The organism is Ferrovibrio sp., from assembly GCF_017994015.1.
In the GTDB taxonomy this organism is placed as follows: domain Bacteria; phylum Pseudomonadota; class Alphaproteobacteria; order Ferrovibrionales; family Ferrovibrionaceae; genus Ferrovibrio.
On the sequence record NZ_JAGOLP010000117.1, the window covers coordinates 1 to 3,257 of the forward strand.

Here is a 3,257-nt window from a genome sequence, read left to right on the forward strand (position 1 = left end):
GGAGGTAATGGTCGCGTCCAAGGAGATGATACAGCCGTCGGTCTTCGGCCAGGCGATCATCATCATCGTTTATGTGCCGATGCTGAGTTTCACCGGCGTGGAAGGCAAGATGTTCGAGCCGATGGCGTTGACCGTCATCATTGCCTTGGCTTGCGCCTTCGTGCTGTCGCTTACCTTCGTCCCGGCGATGATTGCCCTGTTTGTCACAGGGCCGGTGAAGGAGAAGGAAAGCCGCTTCATGGCGGCGGCGCAAGACCGCTACGGCGCGCTGCTGAACCGTGTCGTCGGCATTCCGGGCCGCATAGCCGCCGTGGCGGCGGCAATGTTCGTTGGCTCTCTCTTGCTGCTGACGCAGCTCGGCCAGGAATTCATCCCGACCCTGGACGAAAAGGATATCGCCATGCATGCCATGCGCATTCCTAGTACCTCGCTGAACCAGTCGGCGGCGATGCAGAACCAGGTGGAGAAGGCGGTGGCTCGGTTCCCGGAAGTGGCTACGGTTTTTTCCAAGACCGGCACGGCCGAGGTGGCTTCCGATCCTATGCCGCCGAATGTGTCGGACACTTTCATCATTCTCAAGCCACAACAGGAATGGCCTGATCCAGACAAGACCAAGGTGCAACTGATCCGCGAGATCGAGCAAGCCGTAGGCCGCGTGCCAGGGAACAACTACGAATTCACGCAGCCGATTCAGATGCGCTTCAATGAGCTGATCGCCGGCGTGCGCTCTGATGTTGCCGTGAAAGTCTATGGTGACGATTTCGATACGTTGCTTGAAACCGCCAATGCCGTAGCGGCGGTCCTGCGCGGTGTCGATGGGGCCAGTGATGTCAAGGTGGAGCAGGCGGCGGGGCTGCCTTATCTCAATATCCGGCTGAAGAAGCGCGAGATAGCCCGGCGCGGCCTCAGTGTGGCACAGGTGCAGCAGGTTATCGCCACGGCGATAGGTGGCCATGAGGTCGGCGCACTCTACGAGGGTGACAAGCGTTTCGACATCGTGGTGCGTCTTGCCGATACAGTGCGCAGCGATTTGGAGGTGTTGCATAATCTGCCGGTACCCCTGCCCGGTAATGGCCGCCTGGCCACCATCCCGCTGCGTCAGCTAGCCGATATCGAAATCGATGAAGGGCCGAACCAGATCAGCCGGGAGAATGGCAAGCGCCGGATCGTGGTGCAGGCCAACGTCCGGGGCCGCGATATCGGTTCTATGGTGCGTGATGCCCAGGCGCAGATTTCCGCCCGGGTGACGCTGCCGTCGGGCTACTGGATTGCCTGGGGCGGCCAGTATGAGAACCTCATCGCGGCCAAAAACCGTCTGCTTGTCGTCGTGCCGCTCTGCTTTGCCGCTATCTTTTTCCTCCTGTTCATGGCGCTAGGCAGCGTACGCGATGCCCTGATCGTCTATAGCGGCATTCCCTTTGCCTTGGTCGGTGGCATTTTGGCTCTGGCATTGCGCGGCATGCCGATTTCGGTTTCGGCTATTGTCGGTTTTATCGCTTTATCTGGCATCGCCGTGCTCAACGGGCTGGTGATGGTCAGCCGTATCCAGCAGGAGATGGCGGAGGGTGTCGACAAGGTGGCCGCCGTCATTGACGGTGCGGTCGCGCGCCTGCGCCCCGTGCTGATCACAGCACTGGTTGCCTCTCTCGGGTTCGTACCGATGGCAATCGCATTGGGTACGGGCGCCGAGGTACAGAAGCCCATCGCCACTGTGGTGATAGGTGGGCTTATCAGCTCGACGTTGCTGACCTTGCTGGTGCTGCCGGCGCTCTACGCTCGCTTCGGTACTGGGCGGCAGACCGGTGGTGATGAACTTGATCCTGTCATCAGTCACCAGCCTCATGCCGCAGCAGGAGAATGACCATGCAGAAACGCTTCTTCGCAGTCTCGACTCTGGTCCTGTTACTGAGTGGGTGTAGTTGGTCCCAGGGGGAGTATCACGCCGGAATTCGGCAAGGATGCCAAGCCAAGGGGTTGCTACCTGATACTCCTGCTTTCCAGGAATGCTTCGCCAGGGAGCTACATGAGGATCACTCTTTCGCCCCGAGCATCAACCCACGCTTTAAAGGACATGACTGGCGCCATGACATGGAATAGCCACAGGATGCATATCTTGGGGAAAGGTACCGCCGTCGCTCTTGTCATATTAGCGCTATGTCCTGACGCCGCTCGAGCCCATCAGGACGAGATCGGAACCTTGATAATCCAGCATGCCTATGCCGAACCGGCCGTTCTGGGCGGTGAAACGCTGGTCCGGCTTGCCATAGAGAATAATGGTGCATCGGTGCGGCAGTTCATCCGCCTGCATTCCGACGCGGCTGAGGCAAGCCAGATCGAGGTAAGAGTGGCGCCTGGTCGCTTCGTGCCGATCGGCTCAATGGCGGTACTGCCTGGTGAGGTCCTGGATCTGGAAGAGACTGCCCGTGTCCGATTGTTGCGCCTGCGGCGCCCTCTTGCCGCCGGCGGCAGCCTGGAGGCATGCCTCGACTTCGCCGACGGCCGCGAGAAGCGGATTCAGGTCACAGTTGGGAAGTTCGAGTTGATCAACTAGGTCTGCGATGACGAAGGATCCGTAAGATCTCCAAAAGGCTGCCATCATCTTGATCGTGAGTAGCCTCGCCGCTGGTGCAAGTGCTGACATTAAGCCCCTTCTAACTTCCAAAAAAGCTGGGGATATTCTGCGGAGATAGCAACTCAGGGGGTGCTCAACTGTGCCTTCTTGGCGGAAGTCGGGGTCAATCTGACGCCCTGTGGGCAAAGAGAAATACGGCAGCATTTCCAACGTAGTACGAGCCGAAATACGCTGCCCGAATGTGATCCCAAATACGCATGGCACCTATTGATTTTCCAGCCGTTCCTATACATCAGCCTATAGGACGAAAGGTTGGAGATTATGCCAAAAAGGTTGTCAGACTCTGCGAATCGTGGCATTTTTGGCCGGGTAAAGGTTGCCCGGCGCCCCCAAAAGGTTGCCGGGCAAGTGATTCTGGGGGATCGACGAATGGCGGTGGGCGCGCTCAAACCAAGCTATGTCTCTCCAATACCTGTGGCTGATGAGCCATCGTACGGAGAGCAATACGCCCGTCTTTTGGATGCAGCATTAAGAGGGGATTTTTCACTTATTAAAAGGGGGTAAGCGGATTAAATGGTTGATCTTACCTTTGCATGAGAGTGAGACAGACCGGCATCTCATCGGATTATCTGGTTGATGCTTCACCTACTGCTGGTGCATGTTTCCTTCGCTAATTCCAGCAAGA

At 57.8% G+C, this 3,257-nt stretch carries 2 protein-coding genes; both read left to right on the forward strand.

What is annotated here, in order from left to right:
- Positions 1 to 1,861: CusA/CzcA family heavy metal efflux RND transporter (locus KBB36_RS20860; protein WP_290985822.1), on the forward strand; the 1,861-nt coding region annotated here is incomplete at its 5' end.
- Between the two features lie 252 nt (positions 1,862 to 2,113).
- Positions 2,114 to 2,551 (forward strand): hypothetical protein, encoded by a 438-nt coding sequence (locus tag KBB36_RS20865; RefSeq protein ID WP_290985825.1) that lies wholly within the window; start codon positions 2,114 to 2,116, stop codon positions 2,549 to 2,551.
- Positions 2,552 to 3,257: the final 706 nt, after the last annotated feature.